This window comes from Anaerolactibacter massiliensis, from assembly GCF_900290205.1.
GTDB classification, from domain to species: domain Bacteria; phylum Bacillota_I; class Bacilli_A; order Erysipelotrichales; family Erysipelotrichaceae; genus Bulleidia; species Bulleidia intestinalis.
Genome location: NZ_OLMH01000002.1, coordinates 210,541 through 226,868, shown reverse-complemented (window position 1 = coordinate 226,868; position 16,328 = coordinate 210,541). Strand labels below are relative to the sequence as shown.

At 51.0% G+C, this 16,328-nt stretch carries 17 protein-coding genes and 1 tRNA gene; 5 read left to right on the top strand and 13 right to left on the bottom strand.

Translation table 11 applies throughout. The annotated features are described in order from the left end of the window. Nucleotides 1-4: 4 nt before the first annotated feature. The 3 genes from C7E00_RS04660 to C7E00_RS04650 form a co-directional block, all read right to left on the bottom strand. Complete coding sequence (locus C7E00_RS04660; protein WP_105303185.1) at nt 5-574, bottom strand: NUDIX hydrolase; 570 nt, start codon at nt 572-574, stop codon at nt 5-7. Next, nucleotides 571-1,281 (bottom strand): HD domain-containing protein, encoded by a 711-nt coding sequence (locus tag C7E00_RS04655; protein ID WP_105303184.1) that lies wholly within the window; start codon nt 1,279-1,281, stop codon nt 571-573. The genes C7E00_RS04660 and C7E00_RS04655 overlap by 4 nt, the downstream gene beginning before the upstream one ends. Nucleotides 1,282-1,368: 87 nt before the next feature. Continuing rightward, nucleotides 1,369-2,769 (bottom strand): radical SAM/SPASM domain-containing protein, encoded by a 1,401-nt coding sequence (locus tag C7E00_RS04650; protein ID WP_105303183.1) that lies wholly within the window; start codon nt 2,767-2,769, stop codon nt 1,369-1,371. Between the two features lie 384 nt (nt 2,770-3,153). Between C7E00_RS04650 and C7E00_RS04645 the strand changes: the two genes are divergently transcribed. Continuing rightward, entirely contained in the window at nt 3,154-4,137 is a 984-nt protein-coding gene (locus C7E00_RS04645; RefSeq protein WP_105303182.1) for a S66 family peptidase, read from the top strand. A 46-nt stretch (nt 4,138-4,183) separates the two neighbouring features. Beyond that, nucleotides 4,184-4,256: transfer RNA gene (locus C7E00_RS04640), tRNA-Ala, on the top strand. Nucleotides 4,257-4,325: 69 nt separating this feature from the next. Here C7E00_RS04640 and C7E00_RS04635 read toward each other — a convergent pair. Further along, the gene (locus C7E00_RS04635) at nt 4,326-5,036 is read right to left on the bottom strand and encodes a PrsW family intramembrane metalloprotease (protein WP_105303181.1); all 711 of its coding nucleotides are present in this window, start codon (nt 5,034-5,036) and stop codon (nt 4,326-4,328) included. Between the two features lie 162 nt (nt 5,037-5,198). Between C7E00_RS04635 and C7E00_RS04630 the strand changes: the two genes are divergently transcribed. The 3 genes from C7E00_RS04630 to C7E00_RS04620 all read left to right on the top strand — a co-directional run bounded on the left by C7E00_RS04630 (nt 5,199) and on the right by C7E00_RS04620 (nt 7,511). Further along, a complete protein-coding gene (locus C7E00_RS04630; RefSeq protein WP_105303180.1) occupies nt 5,199-5,420 on the top strand; it encodes a FeoA family protein in 222 nt (73 codons plus the stop codon). Nucleotides 5,421-5,508: 88 nt separating this feature from the next. Beyond that, nucleotides 5,509-6,423, top strand: coding sequence for a phosphodiester glycosidase family protein (locus tag C7E00_RS04625; RefSeq protein ID WP_105303179.1), 915 nt, complete (start codon nt 5,509-5,511; stop codon nt 6,421-6,423). Next, nucleotides 6,423-7,511, top strand: coding sequence for a hypothetical protein (locus C7E00_RS04620; RefSeq protein ID WP_105303178.1), 1,089 nt, complete (start codon nt 6,423-6,425; stop codon nt 7,509-7,511). Before C7E00_RS04625 ends, C7E00_RS04620 begins: the two co-directional genes overlap by 1 nt. Nucleotides 7,512-7,535: 24 nt before the next feature. On the opposite strand, the gene C7E00_RS04615 is transcribed toward C7E00_RS04620, so the two are convergent. The 9 genes from C7E00_RS04615 to C7E00_RS04575 form a co-directional block, all read right to left on the bottom strand. Continuing rightward, entirely contained in the window at nt 7,536-8,477 is a 942-nt protein-coding gene (locus tag C7E00_RS04615; RefSeq protein WP_105303177.1) for a beta-propeller fold lactonase family protein, read from the bottom strand. Beyond that, nucleotides 8,474-9,304, bottom strand: coding sequence for an HdeD family acid-resistance protein (locus C7E00_RS04610; protein WP_105303176.1), 831 nt, complete (start codon nt 9,302-9,304; stop codon nt 8,474-8,476). Before C7E00_RS04610 ends, C7E00_RS04615 begins: the two co-directional genes overlap by 4 nt. Nucleotides 9,305-9,404: 100 nt before the next feature. Continuing rightward, entirely contained in the window at nt 9,405-9,698 is a 294-nt protein-coding gene (locus C7E00_RS04605; RefSeq protein ID WP_105303175.1) for an HU family DNA-binding protein, read from the bottom strand. Nucleotides 9,699-9,791: 93 nt separating this feature from the next. Further along, nucleotides 9,792-10,478 (bottom strand): CBS domain-containing protein, encoded by a 687-nt coding sequence (locus C7E00_RS04600; RefSeq protein WP_105303174.1) that lies wholly within the window; start codon nt 10,476-10,478, stop codon nt 9,792-9,794. Further along, a complete protein-coding gene (locus C7E00_RS04595) occupies nt 10,475-11,224 on the bottom strand; it encodes an N-acetylmuramoyl-L-alanine amidase family protein (RefSeq protein ID WP_105303173.1) in 750 nt (249 codons plus the stop codon). The genes C7E00_RS04600 and C7E00_RS04595 overlap by 4 nt, the downstream gene beginning before the upstream one ends. After that, nucleotides 11,221-12,057 (bottom strand): HAD family hydrolase, encoded by an 837-nt coding sequence (locus tag C7E00_RS04590; RefSeq protein WP_105303172.1) that lies wholly within the window; start codon nt 12,055-12,057, stop codon nt 11,221-11,223. The genes C7E00_RS04595 and C7E00_RS04590 overlap by 4 nt, the downstream gene beginning before the upstream one ends. 88 nt (nt 12,058-12,145) lie before the next feature. Continuing rightward, nucleotides 12,146-13,510, bottom strand: coding sequence for a M20 family metallopeptidase (locus C7E00_RS04585; protein ID WP_105303171.1), 1,365 nt, complete (start codon nt 13,508-13,510; stop codon nt 12,146-12,148). Between the two features lie 45 nt (nt 13,511-13,555). Then, nucleotides 13,556-14,317 (bottom strand): exodeoxyribonuclease III, encoded by a 762-nt coding sequence (locus C7E00_RS04580; protein WP_105303170.1) that lies wholly within the window; start codon nt 14,315-14,317, stop codon nt 13,556-13,558. Continuing rightward, nucleotides 14,314-16,119, bottom strand: coding sequence for an aminopeptidase P family protein (locus C7E00_RS04575; RefSeq protein WP_105303169.1), 1,806 nt, complete (start codon nt 16,117-16,119; stop codon nt 14,314-14,316). Before C7E00_RS04575 ends, C7E00_RS04580 begins: the two co-directional genes overlap by 4 nt. Between the last annotated feature and the right edge of the window lie 209 nt (nt 16,120-16,328).

Sequence of the window (16,328 nt, the reverse complement as noted above, 5' to 3'; positions counted from 1 at the left end):
TTGCTCAGCTGTTCTGCATCAGCTTCAGCTTTTCATTCAGCTTTGAATAGATATGTTCCCTAAACCATGGCTCGGAAGACTTCCGGACTGCTTCTTCCAGCGGAAACCAGCTGACGCCGGAATTCTCTTCAGGGTTCATATGAACCATCTCATGATTATCTGCTTCAAGCAGATACGTCACATTCAGATGCAGATGAGAGCTCACATATATCCCATGATGGATATGGCCATCCACCGTCAGAGACTCAATCGAGAAGATCTGGTCAGAAACCGGGATCACCTGTTTCAGTCCGCTTTCTTCTCTGGTTTCCTTCAGAGCTACCTTCAGCAGATCTCGTTCACCATCCGCATGACCGCCAAGCCAGCTCCAGGACTTGTAGATATTATGCCAGCACATCAGCACTTTTGTCCGTTCCGGATTCACGATCCAGGCACTGGCAGTCATATGCGCAATCGGATTGCTGCGTTCATAGACATCCGGCATCGTTTCCAGACACCTGAGGATCAGTTCCCGGTCCTTTTCTTCCTGCTCATTGAACGGCTGATATGCCCTCAGTTCTTCGATCAGGTTCATAAGAGAGTCTGCTCATTGATGATCAGATGAAACTCCATATGCAGAAAGGCAGCAGCCCTTCTGCACATCAGCATCCGATCCATGAAGATCTCGAAGTATTCTCCGATCTCTCCGTACTTCGTATCAATTTCCAGCTTCAGCTTGATCGCACTATGCTCATGATTGATCTTCAGCTGAGAAATCGTTGCCGAATAATTCACCCGATCATGGATATCGAACTTCTGCACATCCGTCTCCTGCACCCGGCTGCGGCGCACATCCGATTTATCGGCGAGAATCAGCGCAGCAGCGATTTTGCTCACCGGAACGCCATTTCCTTCATCATGATTCCCGATAGCCGAGATGATCGGAGCGATATCAGATGCCGGAATCCCGATTCGGTTCAGAAGCACAAACGCCATCAATGCACCCGACTGGCTGTGATCAACCCGGTTCACGATATTGCCGATATCATGGAGCCAAGCAGCCGTCAGAGCAAGATCGATTGTATGATCGTCTTCCTTAAGCGTATTGAGAATATAGTAAGTTCTCTGCGCCACCACCATCACATGAGCCTGGCTGTGCTCAGTATAATGCAGCGCTTTCATCGCCTGGTTCTGTTCGCCGATATAAGTATTGATTTCCGGACTGCTGCTGACCTTGCAGAACAGCGGAAACCGGTCCGGATCTCTCAGATCATGAACGGAATCAATCTGTTTCGTTTTCATGTTCACCTCCGCTCCTCCATCATAACCCGGAAAAGCAAAGAAAAGATACCTCCCGGTGTAAAACCAGAAGGTATCTGATCAGAATGATTAAGCGTTCTGCTGAGCTTTCTTAGCTTCTTCAGCAGCTTTCTTCTGCTCAAGTCTCTCTTCCCAGAGCTTCTCTGCTCTCGGAGCCCAGGCATCTGCATAAGCCTTGGTCTTGCCGCAGAGATGTTCTGCAGACTCCGGAGAAGTAAGGTCAGTGCTGTGTGCACCGGACTCATTGACAATCTCGGTCAGTCTGCCGGAATTCTCAAGCATCGGGCACGGCTGGAACATGTTCTGATTGAACGGCTGGTTCTCACGATACTTGAGGAACAGCGGCTGTCTCAGGCAGTCCAGGAGATCCTGATCCTTGATGTTTGCCTGGCTGTAATGGATGAATACGCAAGGCTCAACATCGCCAGCAGAATTGATGTGGCAGTAGTTCTTGCCGCCGGCAATGCATCCGCCGATGTATTCGCCATCGTTCTGGAAGTCGATCGTGAAGATCGGGAACGGAGATTCCTCAGAACGGATATAACGGATTCTGCGGTAGATATATTCACGCTCATCCGGGGTCAGCAGCAGATCCGGGGTTGCATCGTTTCCGACCGGCATGTAGTGGAAGAACCAAGCAATACGAGCACCCTTCTCAATGAGCATTTCGATGAACTCATCAGAAGTAACTGCCTTGTAGTTCACATGCGTGTAGCAGATGGATACTGCAAACGGAATTCCCTTGGCCTTCAGCATATCCAGTGCATGCATAACCTTGTCATAGCAGCCCTCGCCGCGGCGGGAATCCGTGGTCTCACGGTTTCCTTCAATAGACGGAGCGAAGGAAATATTGCCGCACTTGACAACTTCATCAAGGAACTCCTCTGTCATCAGAGTCGTATTCGTGAAGATGTGGAAATAGCAGTCATTATGCTTCTGAGCAAGCTTCAGGATATCATCCTTGCGGACCAGAGGTTCGCCGCCGGTCATCAGATAAACATAAGTACCAAGCTCCTTGCCCTGGCTGACAATCTTGTCCATCTCTTCGAACGTCAGATTGTTCTTGTAGCCATATTCAGCAGCCCAGCAGCCGATGCAGTGCATGTTGCACGCAGACGTTGGGTCAAACAGGATGGTCCAAGGAATATTGCACTTGTACTTCGCAGCCATCTTGCGCTGGCGCGGAAGTCCGAGCATGGAACCATTGATGACGAAGTTTGTCAGGAACTTGTCCATGCAGTTCTGATCAATCTCCTTGAACAGACGGATTGCATACTTGTACCACTTGTTGTCCTTGTCCGTTAATACCCTTCTCACGAAAGCAAGCTGTTCCGGCATTGCAACAGAACCGCCGTACTTATCCAGCCAGTCCAGAATCTTCGGAATATTGTTTTCCGGATCCTTCTGAAGGTAGCCAAGAACCTGCTTAACTCCGAATGCCTTAACTGTTTCACTAAAAGTCTTCTGCATCTTAGTTCTCCTTTTACACGAACCTATTAAATCACAAATCTTTTTCTCCGGAAACAGCGTCATTGCCGGAAATAAACACTTTCCGCGAAGTGTATACCCCTGCATTACACCGTGATTTTCATCACGTGATGACAATTGTTCAGAGATCATTCACAAAAGATCCATAACCTATTCAGAAAATCAGAATAACCTAACTCATGTAAACAGAAAGGAGAGCCTGATGACGGAGCACGAGCCGTCCCGATGCTAATCAGATCCAGAAACAAAAAGCAATTTCTTTCCCCCTCCGGGCATCGGCCGAATCATTGAAAACGTCGATGCCCATTTTATGCCTTGCCCCCAGGGCATTTCATCCGATATGATGAGCACACGGAGGAATATGACATGATATATCCGAAGTTTCTGTCCCCTGGCGATACCATCGGCGTCTCCGCGCCATCCGATGGTGCCGGCAAGAATCCGGAGCCATTCCGGGAATCTCTTGAATATCTGAAAGCACAAGGATGGAATATCCGTGAAACCGCTTCGCTCTGGTCTTTATCCTGCCCTTCTGCGGATCCTGAAGCACGCGGCAGAGAATTTTCTTCGCTGTTTGAAGATCCTTCCGTCTATGCGGTCATGGCTGCCCGCGGCGGCGATTTCCTGTATGACTGTCTGCCCTATGTGAACTTTGAAGCCATGCGTTCCAATCCGAAATGGCTGCTCGGAGCTAGCGATCCGACCAGTCTGCTGTTCACCTATACCGTATGCGGCGATGTGGCAACCATGTATGGCAGAAATGCAGGCAGCTTCGACAGTTCCCATTTCGAAGAAGAGAAAGAGAATGCAGTTCAGCTGCTCAAAGGAAACCTCATCACGCAGCACAGTTCCATCATGCATGCATCCAAAGCATCCTTCATGGAAGACTATGCCGGAGCCGATACCCCGACCGAATGGAAGTCTCCGGAATCTTCCATTCATGTCAGGGGCCGCTGCATCGGCGGGTGTCTCGAAGTCCTGAAAGATGTGATCGGCACAAAGTACGATCATGTTCATGACTTTCTGAAGCGCTATGAAGCAGATGGGTTTATCTGGTATTTCGATGATTTCAGCTTCAGTGCAGAGAGCTTCTATCTGACCCTGCTGCAGTTCCGGAATGCTGGCTGGTTTGATCACTGCCAGGCAATTCTGATCGGCCGGGTGCTGTTTCCTTCGAGCACGACCGGGCTTTCTTATGAAGAGGCATTCCGCAAAGCCATTCCGGATATCCCGTATGTCTATGAGATGGACATCGGCCACACCTACCCGTCCTTCGTGATGATCAATGGGGCGATTGCTGAATTCCATTATGAGAACGGAAAAGGATCAATCGCCTTTGAGTTGAAATAATCCCCTCAGTTTTTCTCTTCTGTGCTAAAATACTTCTTGTTCGCATGGGGTATTAGCTCAGCTGGGAGAGCACCTGGTTCGCAATCAGGGGGTCGAGGGTTCGAGTCCCTTATGCTCCATAACCAGAAAAAACCGCCTGAAAGATGATTCCAGACGGTTTTTTTTTTGCCATATTGTGATTCTTCTGCTCAGACAATCCGGTTATGCTCAGCTTCATGATGCACCAGGCGGAAGATGATCACATAGATCAGAATCACCACCAGGAAGAAGACGAAGGTCGGAATGCCAGTGGAACTCATCGCGCAGAAGTCATACGTGCCATGCAGCAGAACTGCCGCGATATATCCGATCAAGGCAGTCACGAACGCCATGCTGGAATCACCGACATCATGCTGGTACTTTGCCCGGCCGTAGAAGTATCCCATCAGGACTGCAAATGCGGTATGGCCAGGAATGGCAAGCATTGCTCTGGCAGGTGCGACGGAGAGTCCGTAGCTGAACACATATTTGATATTCTCGAATGCCGCGAAGCCAAGACTCACGAATACTGCATACTGAATGCCGTCGAATCTCGTTTCAAAATACGGACTGTTCCAGGTATCTTTCTTCATGAACAGGAACTTCGTGCCTTCTTCGATGACGCCGACGATCAGATAAGCAAGCACAGTCAGAGAATGTCCGCCGGACCTGTGGAAAAAGTATTCTGCAATATATTCCAGCAGACCAGCCAGCAATGCTGCATATACGCCATCGAGAATCAAGCGGTTGCGCAGACCGAGCGGCTGACGATGAAGGTTCGGCTGGTTATCAACATAACGCAGAAGAATGACTGCCGGCAGGACTGCCGCAATGACATAGATCAGAAGAATATACAGAATCGGCGTCAATATCAAGAACATATCATCTATCTCCTTTGGCTATCTATATTTATATCAGTTTCTAGCACTCTGTCAATATGAGTGCTAATTCTTTCTGAGATCGTCAGAAAAGCTTAGCGTGGACTAATTGCGGATATCTGACTATGTTGAAAAAAAGAAGTTCCGGCATCGGAGGCATATCATATGATCAGTCTGACAGAACTGAAACCTGGAGAACATTGCAGAATCACCTGGATTCTGGGGAAACTCGGAGAGGAACTGCAGGATCGTTTCGGCATTGCAGAAGACGATGAAGCTGAAGCGATCACGAATCTTCGCGGGGAGATGATCATTGCCTGCCGGAATCACCGGCTTGCGCTTTCTCCGGAAACTGCTTTCCGGATCAAAGTTGAGAGAATCTCCTGAATTGTCCGGCGCTCCCCCGGCGCCTTTTTTCTTGAGTGTGCTTTCCTCATATCTATATAATATCTGCACAGAGAGAGGGGAAAAGTTCATGGCAAAGAAACGCCCGAATGGATATTCACCAGGAGTGACTGCACTTCTCTGCGCTGCTGGAATCTTTGCAGGTTTCCTGGTTTCTCGGATTGCTGCGCCGCACTCCGAACCGGAAGAAACAGCTTCTGCAGAGAGCACTGCAGCGGCTATTTCGGCAGATGAATCATTCTCAGGAAACACAGGTTCCGCTCTGGAAGAAAGCGGAGATCTGAATGGAGACGGCATTGAGCTGCAGCATATCTATGGCCTGACCTATGAGGGCTATATGATGCTTGTCCATAATCCCGAGGACGTCTTCATTGCGATCAATCCGGGCATGAGCACCGGTGCCGAAGGACCGCGTCTGCCGGCTTATCTGGAAACCTTTGACGCAATTGCCGGAATCAACGGCGGCGGTTTTGTCGATGCGGGCGGAAATGGCGATGGCAGTATTCCGGCAGGCATCGTGATCAAGGATGGAAAAATCATCCAGGATGGCACCAGTGCCGTGATTGCCTTCACCATGGATCATAAGCTCATTGCGACCACCGCAAGTGCTTCAGAACTGCTTGAGATGGGCGTCGAACAGGCGATCACCTTCGGTCCGACGTTCATCCATAACGGCCAGGTGGTCTATCAGCCCACGTCCGATCTGAACATGCTGAATCCGCGCACTGCAGTCGGCATGCAGGAAGACGGAACGATTCTGCTCTTAGTCATTGATGGCAGAGGTCCTTCTTCCTGGGGCGCCAAGTATGAAGACGTGCTGGCCATCTTCCAGCAATACGGAGCCGTGGAAGCCGGAAATCTCGACGGCGGCAATTCCAGCGTCATGATGTATGACGGAAATTATGTGCACTATCCGGTTGCGATGAACGGATCACGCAGACTCCCGGACGCGATCCTGGTCAGAAAAGGAGGCGAAGCAGACTGATGAGCAGAAAGAAAATCAAACCTGCAGCCGCCTGGATTTCTGCAGGCATCTGCTTTGCCCTGAGCCTGTTCCTCACAGCTTCTCTGCAGAAAACGGATTTCTCTTCTGCAGCAGATTCCTCTGACCAGAATCAGACCGGATCTGCAGTGGAAACCGTTCAAAGCTTCCTCACCCAGGTGGAATCCGGAGACTATACCGGCTTGTTTGAAGCAGCCCAGCATATCCATTCCAGCATGGACAGCGAAGCAGCCTATGATGCTGCTCTGAAGAACAAATTCGAAGATGCAGACTTCAGTACGATCACGATTCAGAACGCAGGATCAGATTCCGGTCGGATGATCTACGTTCTGCAGTCCGGCGATACGTCTTACGGACAGGTGGAAGTCTATGAAGACGGCGATACCATGAAAGCAGGATATCCGCTGATCGGCAGTGAAACCTATACGGTGGAAGTTCCTTCCGGAACTGTGCTTTATTCCAATGGCACGCAGGTAGACAGTTCTCTGCTGAAAGAGAGCGGCGTCACTCCTGCAAACTTCGAGAACGTATCCGGAAGCTTCATTCCGCAGGCGGATGTCTATGAACTGAGCGGACTGCTCGGATTTCCTGCACTCTCTCTTGAAAGCGGGCAGGAGCTGACCGTCATGCAGGACCCGATCACCGGGCACCTGCTTGCAGGCATGCCTGCAGATGATTCTCTCAACGACTATATTCTCGACGCTGCGGAACGCTTAGCTGCCTATCCGGCCCAGGATGGATCAGTCTCTTCCGTCAGCGAAGTTTCCGATACAAGCCAGCTCTGGTATCAGCGCTACATCACGCTTCAGAATCTCTGGTTCACGGAACACGAAACAAGCAGCTTCAGCGACGGCCAGGTTCTCGGCGTCATGAAGCAGAGCGATGACACGATGACAGCCCAGGTCATCTTCAGCTACTATGCAAAGAACAGTTCCAGAGATCTCGAGCGTACCTGGTATATCGGCTATCAGCTGACCTTTGCCGATGAAGACGGCACCTGGCGCATCTGCAGCACGGCCATCAATAATGAGCTGAATCCCGGAAACGATCCGAACCCCATCGAGCATTGAAAAAAATCTGCCTTCCGGCAGATCTCAGTCTTCCTGATCGGATACTGCAAGGCTTACTGCCTGCGGTACTTCGATCAGGTTTTCTTCTTTTCCGATCGTTCCGTCTTCATTCAGTGCGAAGGATACGACGGAATTGCTGTAGCGGTTGGCAACGAGCAGATGATCTTCGAGGAGAATAAAATCTCTCGGGTGTCTGCCACCGCAGTAATGTGTCTGCATCAGTTTCTGCTGGGCCGGATCGATGACAGAGAGAATGTCCTGGGTCCGGGTAGAAACATAAATGCGGTCTTCCTTCTCAGAAAGGCGGATCGCAGCCGTATCGCGCAGATGCTTCTTTCCATCCGGGAGCACCGACATGCGCCATGCACAGCTGTAATCTTCACTGTCAATGGCGAAGAGCTCATTGCTCAGTTCCGACACCAGATACAGGCAGCTGCCGTCTTTCGTGAAGACGCCGTGCCGAGGTCCGGTTCCCGCCGGAAAGCGGATGGCACCGGCATACTTCAGATCAGCATTGAAGATCATGACCCGATCCCGGAACAGACACGGAATCAGAATCTGATCCTTGTGGAACAATACCTGATGGCAGCCAGCTCCTTCACGGATCTGAATCGTATTGATCAGTTTCAGATGATCCCCGTCAATCCCGATGACCGAGAACTGGCCGAGATGATAATTCGCGGTATAGATCCGTCCTTCATGGATGGTGATATAGCAGGAAGTACGTTCTTCGTAAGACAGCTGATCGAGCAGCTTTCCGTTCGGATCGAATAATGCCACCCCGGCTCCCTGTTCTGCCGAAGCGATCGAAGCAACCAGATTTCCTTCCGCACAGATATATTTCGGACTGTCAATTTCCGCAAACAGCTGCGTATCGCTTACTTTTCCATCTTCATACTGCAGAGAATAGATGCCTCTGCTCGTATGATCCGTTGTATAGGTACCTGCTAATACTCGATGTCTCATTTCTCCTCTATGCCTCCATCGCTCTTTTCTTCCGGTTCTGCTGCAGGCTCTTCTGAAGAAGCCTCTGCCGGCACAGGAGCTTCTGCTTCAGACGCTTCCTGAGCTGCAGGTTCTTCAGGTTTCACCGGCTCTGCATCCGCAAGAATATTGGGAATATGTCTCGGAGCTTCTTCCTCTTCGGCAGGAGCTTCCAGCTGTTCCGGCTTCGGTGCTTCTGCAGGTTCCGTCTGTTCCGGCTGCTTCTCTTCCGGCTTGGTCTCTGCAGCAGCAGTCTCCTTCGAAGCCTGCTCATTGTATTTCTTGAATCTGCTGGCCAGAAGGAATGACGAGATAAGATCTGTCACGCCGCAATAGATCAGGCTGCCGCCGATAAACTGAAACAGGAACTTCTCATCTTTCAAAAGGCCGAACAGGATGACGATGCCAAGTCCGACCGCAATGATCGCAAAGAAGACATAGCCCCCGCTGCTCGTTTTTCCAAGCCGCCGGTTATCAACCGCATCTTCCAGCTTCAGAAGACCGGAATAGATGATTGCCAGAGCAATGATCGAGGGAATCAGCGTTTTCAGCTGCGCTTTCTGATACAGACATACCAGTCCTACGATGACCAGAATGATTCCTTCGGAGAAGTCGCTCCGGTATAATGCCTTGGTCACGTCCATCAGCAGATAGGAAATCATCTTGATCACGCCGAGCAGAATGCAGATCATCGCCAGAATATCTGCACTGTATGTCGTCATGACTTCCGGGTACATCAGCATGACTACACCTGCCGCAAGATAGATTACTGCCTTCAGGACGGAATCCCATTTCAGATTCTTGAACATACTTCAGAAATCCCCCTGTCTCCATCTTACCCCATTTCTGAAAAAGACAGCACTCCATTCTGCAGGAATGCTGTCCTTTCTGATTCAGATGAACCGATGATTACTTAACGAGATCCTTGAGGGTCTTGGATGCCTTGAATGCCGGAACCTTGGCAGCCTTGATCTTGATCTTTTCCTTCGTGCGCGGATTGATACCCGTGCGAGCAGCTCTCTTCTTGACAGAGAACTTGCCGAATCCGTTGATGTCAACGACTCCGCCCTTCTTCAGAGTCTTTGCGGACTCCTCGAATACATAGTTCACAATCTCTGCTGCAGCCTTCTTGGTCAGACCCTGCTGTGCAGCAATATCATCAGCGAGCGTCTTTTTGGTGACAACCTTTACTTCCTTTGCCATGAAAAACCCTTTCCTCCTTGTCGCATAGGACAATTCCATTTTACTGTCACAGATACCAAAATCAACAGAAAAAGCGTTAATCATGGGCTTTTTTCAGATTAATGAGCTGAGAATTCTAGCCAGATCAGCAGAAGAAAGAATTCCGAGAGGCTTTTCATCCGGACGGCCGTACTCGGTGATCAGGATGACTGGCAGACGCCGTTCCTCAGCCGGGAACCTGCTGAACTCTCTGACGGCATCCTCGATCGTATCGGATGTCGAAAGAAAGATAATCCGATTCCGGCTGTTTTCATGGACGAGTTCTCTGATCTGCCAATCGCCTTTTCCTGCCATTGCGGCATCCAGCAATTCAAAGACCGTGATGAGACCGGAAACTTTTCCCTTCTCATAAACCGGAAGCTTTCCTGCATCTGCCCGCTTCATGCGCTCTGCGCATTCGCGCACGGTATCATCCATGCCTGCATACCGGACCGGCTGACTTGCATAATGCAGGATCTTCTGGTCTTCTTCCATCAATGCAGCAAGATGCTCCGCAGATGCAGTGATGGAATCGCATGGCTCAGCAATGATCTCATCCGAGGAACCGCGCTGATGGACAATCGCATTCCGCAGCTCGCATATTTCCTTGAGATCTTCTTCATGCCGGCGGATGGCCGGATGATTCTTCGCCGTCATATGGATGAGCGTCGCAAACGGAATATAATCCGTCCGCCCGACCATCCGGTTCATCGACTTCTCCATCGATGCATATGCATTCAGAAACCGATCCGCATTGCTCATTGCTTGTATACCCTGCACAGCGCTTCATAGTAAAGCTGTGCCGCTTTCTGAATGCCTGCTTCATTATTCCAGGCATCAGCATCTTCCTGGCTGGACACGTAAAGATGTGCTGATACGACCGTCGGACAGCTGCTGTCTGACAGCAGCGGCAGGGTCTCGGTGCCATGATCGGAAGTATCCGATTCATCGACCAGGACTTCCTGATATTTCTGCGAACGGATCGGCTGGTAATAGAGATAGCCGGCCGTCGGCGTCACCGTCCCGTCTTCTGAAAAGACATCACGGATCGCATCGGCAGCCGCGGCGCTTTTCTCATGATAAGGAGAGTCAGGCAGGTTCTCATACAGATGCATGCCTCTGACCGACGCATCCGGGGACCAGCTGCACCGTATGCTCAGAACCAGATCCGGAGAATCTGAACGGATCTTCGCAAGCCTGTCATCTGCATTCATCGCAGTTCCTGCTTCATGCGTTCGCTCGACCTGAAACGAAGCATCCTTTTCGAGAAGAACCTGAAGCGCATCTGTGACTTTCTCGCAGAATTCATCTTCGCTGACCAGTCCCTGGAACCCAGAGTTATCGCCGCCATGAGCCGCATCCAGCTCAATCACGGTAACTGCTTTTTCCGAGTCCCGGTGCGTCATCTGATAGCCGACCAGCACTGCAATTGCCAGAATCAGAACAACTGCAAAGCGGATCAGTCTGACGGTGGTCTTTTCCCCATCATTCTTCTGTTTCCGCTTCATTTCACTTTCCCCTCTAATTCCTCAAGCCGGGCATCTGCGCCCATATGGTCAAGGATCATGCGGACCAGTGCTTCCATATCAGAGCCTTCGCGGTAATCTGCTGCCGCCATGAAATTCACCCGGCCTTCGCGCATCAGCCGCTCTGCCTGAATACCAGCCTTGGCACTCTCAGCGTTGTAGACCGCGATAGATTTGCCGGAATATTCCTTGACCAGCCGCATGCATGGCACATCAGTCATGCCGTCGGCGATATAGATCATCCGCGTGAACGGAATCGCGCGGTCCGCAAACGGAATCCACGTATTCAGATCTTCTTCATTGTCTTCATCCAGCACCTGCTTGTTGATGCGGAAGATGTACTGCGTCTTCGTTGTGTAATTGATGATCTGAGCCGGCCAGCGGGCAAATCCTTCCGCATCGTAGTAATACCTGCACGCATAGATCTTCTTCATCTGCTCTGCGATCGGCACGCTCTCGATGATCTCCTGCATTCCGGAAGAGATGATGTAATGCTCGACCGCAATTCCCTGGCTTTCGCCATAGCGATTGATTCTCTCAAACCATGTCTCCACGCCCGGATACAGCTGAATCTGTTTTCCGAGGTTGCGGAAAGACTCCCGGCTCAGCGGCTTGCCCTGCTCCTCAAACCGCTTCTTCAGAAGATAGAGATACGCGCTGATGCTGTCCATGCGCTGAGCTCTGGAAAGCTCTGACACTTCTTTCCAGAACGAAGCAGGATTCTGATAGCCGAGATCCGGAATCAGACTGTATTCCTGCATATCCTTGGCGCATAGCGTCTTATCGAAATCATATACAATCGCTGCTTTTTTCATAGTTTCTGCACCCGGCTCATTATATCATGATCCCTGTCAGCAGAATTCTTCAGAAACCATAAAGAAAGCACCCTTCCGGGTGCCTGTCTCAATTCAGCTTCTCCAGCCGCAGAATCGCATGCACATAGATCTCAGCCTGCTTCAGCAGATCCTCGATCGAAACCCACTCATCTGCGTCATGAATATGATAATCCTTGCCCGGGAACGCGCAGCCGAAGGCCACGGTATTATGAATGCCCTTGGCATACGTACCGCCGCCGATCACCAGCGGAGTGCTCTCCGTATCGCCCGTCACTTCCTGATAAGCCGCCATCAGACTGGTGACCAGCTGTGACTCCGGCGGGAAGTAAAGAGGCTCTACCGTGCCGATCACTTCAACTGCACCGCCATCATCTTCCATGCGGTCTTCCATCATCTTCAGAACCTGACGGGAAGTCATCGTCACCGGGAACCGGATATCGATCGAACCTTCAATGACACCGTCCTTCATCCGGATCATGCCATTGTTCTCGGTCAGTGCTCCGTAATCATCAGAGCAAGCACATCCCAGCCCGCTGCCATCGGTGGAAGTTCCGAAATGGGAACAGTAGAAATCCACAAACGGATCCTGCAGTCCTGCCTCTTTCAGTCCTGCAAACAGATGGGAAATCGCATTCACGCCAAGTTCCGGCGTAGATGCGTGCGCTGCTTTTCCGAAGACCGTAATAACTGCGCGATCCTCTTTCTCCTCGATTGAGAAATCAATATTGTTGTTATTGAAATAGTCGCTGAGTTTCTTGGAGGAATACGTATTTCTGCGTACTTCTGCATTGACGCGCGGGCATACGATATTTCTCGCCGTACCGCCTTCCACGTTCAGAATCTGCGTGGACTTTGAGCGATAAACTGCGCCGACCATTCCCTTTTCGCCATTTACCAGCGGGAACTCTCCATCCGGAGTGAACCCATAGTCGACATGGCCTTCTTTTGCGACATAGTAAGCAAGCCCTCTGGACCCGGTTTCCTCATTAGTACCCATGATCAGACGGATCCGCTTCTTCAGCGGAACGCCCAGATCGCGGATCACCTTCAGAGCAATCATGCTGGCAACTACTGCGCCTTTATCATCGCTGACGCCGCGGCCATACATGATGCCATCCTTGATTTCCGCCCGGAATGGATCCGTATGCCAGCCATCTTCCTGAACTGCCGGAACCACATCGAGATGTCCGATCACCCCGATGACCTGATCGCCCTCGCCGAGTTCTGCATAACCCGCATAATTATCCAGGTTCACCGTCCTGAACCCATCTTCTTCCAGCATCTTCAGGGCCAGCAGAAGCACATCTCTCGGCCCTGCCCCGAACGGGGCATCCGGAAGCGGTTCTGATTCCACGCTTCTGATCGCAACCAGCTCTGCAAGCTTATTGACCAGCTCATTGCGGTAGCCGCTGACCATTGCCTTCACATCCATCCGAAATCCTCCCTCTGCTTGTATATGCTCATTATTCTATCATTTTCATTCCGGAACATCTATTTCCAGACCGATCGGGCAATGATCGCTTCCCTGCACCTGATCATAGATCACGGAATCTTTTACTGCCTGCTTCAGACGATCGGAGACCACGAAGTAATCAATCCGCCAGCCGATGTTCTTCTCTCTTGCCTTGAACCGGTAGCTCCACCAGGAATACTTCACGGTATCCGGATAGAGCGTACGGAAGGTATCCGTGAAGCCATTGCTCAGTAATTCTGTGAACTTCTGCCGCTCCTCATCCGAGAAACCTGCGCTCTGATGATTCGTATCCGGGTTGCGGATATCAATTTCCTCATGCGCCACATTCAGATCGCCGGTATAGATCACCGGCTTCAGCGCATCCAGCTTCTTCAGATGCGCCAGCAGATAGTTCTCCCATTCCATGCGATAAGGAAGCCTCAGAAGCCCTTCCTTGGAATTCGGCACATAGGCACAGACAAACCAGAAAGAAGGATACTCCAGGGTAATCACTCTTCCTTCTTTCGTCTCGTCTCCATCAATGTCATACGAAACGGAAAGCGGCTCTTTCTTCGCATAGACCAGCGTTCCGCTGTAGCCCTTGCGCTCGGCGCTGTTCATGTAGCGATAGTATCCGTCGAACTTCAGGCTGTCATCCAGCTGCTCCGGCTGCATCTTCGTTTCCTGGATGGCAAAGAGATCGGCATCCATTTCCTGGAAGAACTCGGGAAATCCCTTCTTCGCACAGGCTCTGAGCCCATTCACATTCCAGGAAATCAGCTTCATCTCTTCACCGCCCTGGTTGCCTTGCGCAGCCAGCTCTTCTCTTTTGCCGGAAGCAGCGGGCTGAGGGTTTCATAAACCATCTTATGATAAGCATTCAGCTGTTTCAGTTCATCATCCGTCAGAAGACTTACCTCAATGGACTCCAGATCATACGGGCAGAACGTCAGCGACTCAAACCGCAGGAACTGTCCGTAGAAATTATTCTCATCTTTGACGACCAGAAGCTCATTCTCGATCCGGATGCCGAGCTTATGCGGCAGATATACACCAGGTTCATCCGTGACGACCATCCCCTCTTCCAGCACTGCACTCGGACGGGCCAGCGTCGGCATGCCCCAGCGAATGCCCTGCGGACCTTCATGCACACTCAGCACATGACCGACCCCATGACCGGTTCCGCACTGGAAATCGATATTCATGTTCCAGAGCGGTTCACGGGCAAGAATATCGAGGTTATTGCCGGTGGTTCCATGCAGGAACTTTGCTCTGGCCAGGTCCAGATGGCACTGCAGGACCTTTGTGTAGTACATCCGCTCTTCTCTGGTCGTCTTTCCGAGTGAGATCGTGCGGGTGATATCCGTCGTGCCGTCATAATACGTTCCGCCGGAATCCACCAGCAGGAAGCCATTCGGGCTGATCTTCGCATTGACATCATCATGCGCCGTATAATGCATCATTGCCGCATTGCCGCGGTAGGCGCAGATTGTTTCGAACGAAGGCTCAATATAGTTCTTTCCTTCTGCCCTCAGTTCATACAGCTTGTTCTGAACGGAGACTTCATCCATCGGAATCTTTCCGGCATTCTCTTTCAGCCAGCAGATGAAGCGCACCATCGCCACACCATCTCTCACATGGGCATTCAGCGTATTGCGTACTTCGACCGGATTCTTCACTGCCCGGAACATCCGGATCGGCGAAGGTGCGTTCAGTACGGTATCCGACGCATCCAGCTTCGCATAGAACGATGCATTCAGCCGGTTCAGATCTGCCCATATGACTTTCTTCTTGAGACCTGCCAGATCCTTCGAGACCATGCTGTAAGGACGGATCGTCACGCCTGCTTTCTCAAGATGTTTCTTCACAGCAGCCGGAACCTTGACCAGATCCACATAGTAATAGACCTTCGTTCTCGTCACGATCGCAAACGCGTACGCAACCGGCGTGCAGGCAATATCATTGCCGCGCACATTCAGCATCCAGCATGGATCTTCCAGTTCCGTCAGCACCAGCACATCGGCTTTCTGCGTCTTCATCGCTTCTCTGACCCGGCCGATCCGTTCCGCAGCAGATTCTCCGGTATACTTCTCCGGCAGCACGAAGAGCTTTTCTTCCGGCATTGCCGGGCGTTCATTTCCCCATACCAATCCAGCCAGATCATCGCTCATATGGAGCTTTGCATTCTTTGCCGAAAGCGCATCTGCCAGCTTTCTTGCAACAGCGGCAGAAACGACTCTTCCATCAAAGCCGAGCACGCCGTTCTTCGGAGTATTGGCAATCAGGTAATCCAGCGGATCCGGAACCCCTGCCTGACGCAGCCGCATCAGCGTGACTTCCGTTCCTGCCAGTTCTCCCTCGGCCTGCGTGAAGTAGCGGCCATCTGTCCATAAGCCCGCAAAATTCTTCGTCACGATCAGACAGCCGGCATCTCCGGTAAAGCCTGACAGAAAAGACTTGCACTGAAAATATTCTGCCGTATATTCCTCCGACAGATGATCATCTTCATTCGGCACATAATACACATCAATTTTCTTCTGGTGCATCAGCTTTCTCAGCTGAGCAATGCGTTCGCTAACACTAACCATTTTTCAGATTCCTCTCTCAACAACAGTGATTATACACAAAACCGCCGCACATAGGAAAAGCGGCACTCTGATGTGCATCAGAGAAACCGCTTTTTCTTCATCATGCGATTGTTTCTAGGTATGAGAAATAAAATTCTATTCAGCTGATCGCTGACTGCAGGACGTGTCCCGCATATCTTCCGTCATCCGCGGACGACGGACTATCTGAT